Source organism: Mycobacterium sp. (assembly GCF_036488105.1).
Lineage (GTDB): Bacteria > Actinomycetota > Actinomycetes > Mycobacteriales > Mycobacteriaceae > Mycobacterium.
This window is the reverse complement of sequence record NZ_DASXHW010000275.1, coordinates 1-2541: the sequence shown is the minus strand read 5'-3', so window position 1 is coordinate 2541 and position 2541 is coordinate 1. Positions and strand designations below refer to the sequence as shown.

Genomic DNA, 2541 nt, shown 5'->3' with positions numbered 1-2541 from the left:
TCGATCAGACTGCGCAGCGCGGGCAGCGCGGGTTCCGGTGTTCCGGCAAAGACGAGACGCACCGGCACAGTGTAAGAAGTAGTCGCGGCATCCAACTGACCTAGTGGAGTTCACGTTGACGTTAACCACGATCTCTGGGCTTCCCGCCCACGTTCTGCTTGTGCACGCCATGGTGGTGTTGGCGCCGTTGACGGCGCTGCTGGAGATTCTGTGCGCGCTCTGGCCGGCGGCGCGGCGGCGCCTGGTGTGGCTGGTCCTTGCCTTCGCCGCGGTCACCACCGCGCTGACACCGGTCACCGTCGATGCCGGCGAATGGTTGTACGACCGGGAACGCCATCACAGCGACATCTTGAACACCCACGCCGGGCGCGGCGGGTGGATGATCTACTTCTCGGTCGCGATGCTCGTCGTCGCCGTGGTGTTGGCGCTGGTGCACCGGCGGGAAAGCCGATCCGCCAAGCCCGGTATGGGTACCAACCTGGCGGTCGCGGTCCTCGCGATCGCAGTAGGCGCAGCCTCCATCGTGCAGGTGGTCCGTATCGGCGACGCCGGCGCCCGGTCGGTCTGGGGTAATGAACTGACCAAGTCGGACAAACCCTAGTCAGGCCGGCGTGAACTAGCTCAGGTCGTAGATGCCGAGGCTTCTTTCGATATCGGCGATCTTTTCCACCACCGGTCGGGCTTCGCCACGGGACAATCATCGGCGCTGTCCCGACCCAGCCTAGATCGCGCTGTTCGCGGGCCGCGATCTACGCGTTTTCGCCGATGTTTCCGGTTTGCGGTGGCCGCATGCTGGCTAGCATGAGCGAATTCGATCCACGCGCGGACACGCCCCTGGTGGACTGGAGCGAACTCAGCGTGAGCGGGCTATTGCCGACCGGCACCGTGACGTTGGTCCTGGCCGACGTCGAGGGTTCCACGCGGCTCTGGGAAACCCAGCCCGAGCAGATGACCCTGGCTATGGCCCGGATGAATCAGGTGGTGTCAGACACCGTCGCCGCCCACGACGGCGTGCGTCCCGTCGAACAAGGCGAGGGCGATAGCTTCGTGGCCGCCTTCGCCCGCGCCTCCGACGCGGTCGCCTGTGCGCTCGAGTTGCAGCGCGCCCCGCTGGCGCCGATCCGATTGCGGATCGGGATCCACACCGGTGAAATCCAACTGCGCGACGAAGGCAACTACGCCGGCCCCACCATCAACCGCACCGCGCGACTGCGCGACCTGGGCCACGGCGGCCAAACCCTGCTCTCAGGCGCCACCGAAGCGCTCGTGTTAGACGGGCTTCCCGACGACGCGTGGCTGTCCGATTTGGGCACGCACTCGCTACGTGATCTCCCCCGCCCCGAGCGGGTGATGCAGCTGTGCCATCCCGATCTGGTCAACGACTTTTTTCCCCTGCGCGTCGCTAAAGCTGTTATCTCCCAGCGCCTTCCAGTGCAGTTCACCAGCTTTGTAGGACGTGAAGCAGATATCGCCCAGGTACGGGATCTGGTGACCCAGAACCGGCTGGTGACGTTGACCGGCGCCGGTGGGGTAGGCAAGACCCGCATGGCGATTCAGATCGCGGGCCAATTTTCCGGCGACTTCAGCGATGGCGTTTGGTATGTGGATCTCGCGCCGATCACCGACCCAGATCTGGTGCCGATCACGACCGCCCGCGCTCTCGGCCTGCCAGACCAACCAGGCCGTTCCACCACGGACACACTGCGCCGGTTCGTCGCCGAGCGGCAGATGCTGGTGGTGCTGGACAACTGTGAGCATCTGCTCGATGCGAGCGCCACGCTGACGGTGGCACTGCTGGAAGCCTGCCCTCAATTAAAACTCTTGACGACTAGTCGTGAGCCGATCGGTGTGGCCGGTGAGCTGAGTTGGCGAGTGCCGTCGTTGCCACTGGCCGACAAGGCCATCGAGCTGTTCGTCGATCGGGCCTGCCGCGCTCGACCGGACTTCGTCGTCACTGACGACAAATCCGCGATTGTGACGGAGATTTGCCGTCGCCTCGACGGAGTACCCCTGGCGATCGAATTGGCGGCCGCACGGGTGCGGGCGCTGTCGCTAAACGAGATCCTCGACAGCCTGCATGACCGATTCCGCTTGTTGACCGGCGGTGCGCGCACCGCGGTGCGCCGCCAGCAAACCCTGCGCGCCTCGGTGGATTGGTCGCACGCGCTGCTGACCGAACCCGAGCGGGTCTTGTTCCGACGGCTGGCGGCGTTCATAGGTGGCTTCGACCTCGACGGGGCCCAAAGCGTCTGTGGCGGTGGTGATGTGCAGCGCTATCAGGTCCTCGATCAACTCGCCTTGATAGTGGACAAGTCGCTGGTGGTGGCCGACGAGAGTGGGAGCCGAACGCGCTACCGACTCTTGGAGACGATGCGGCAATACGCGCTTGAGAAATTGGGCGAGTCCGGCGAGGCGGACGCCGTGCGCGCGCGTCACCGCGATTACTACACGGCGATGGCGGCCACGCTCGACGCGCCAGCAGGCGGTGATTATGAGCAGCGCATCGAGCAGGCCGATATCGAGATCGACAACCTGCGCGCC

Annotated in this window: 2 protein-coding genes; both read left to right on the top strand. The window is 65.1% G+C overall.

Translation table 11 applies throughout. From position 1 onward, the window contains the following. Positions 1-115 precede the first annotated feature (115 nt). On the top strand, positions 116-601 hold the full coding sequence (locus VGH54_RS14060) for a DUF2231 domain-containing protein (RefSeq protein ID WP_331512629.1): 486 nt from the start codon (positions 116-118) through the stop codon (positions 599-601). A gap of 200 nt (positions 602-801) precedes the next feature. After that, a partial coding sequence (locus tag VGH54_RS14055) for an ATP-binding protein (protein ID WP_331512628.1) occupies positions 802-2541 on the top strand: 1740 nt, incomplete at its 3' end.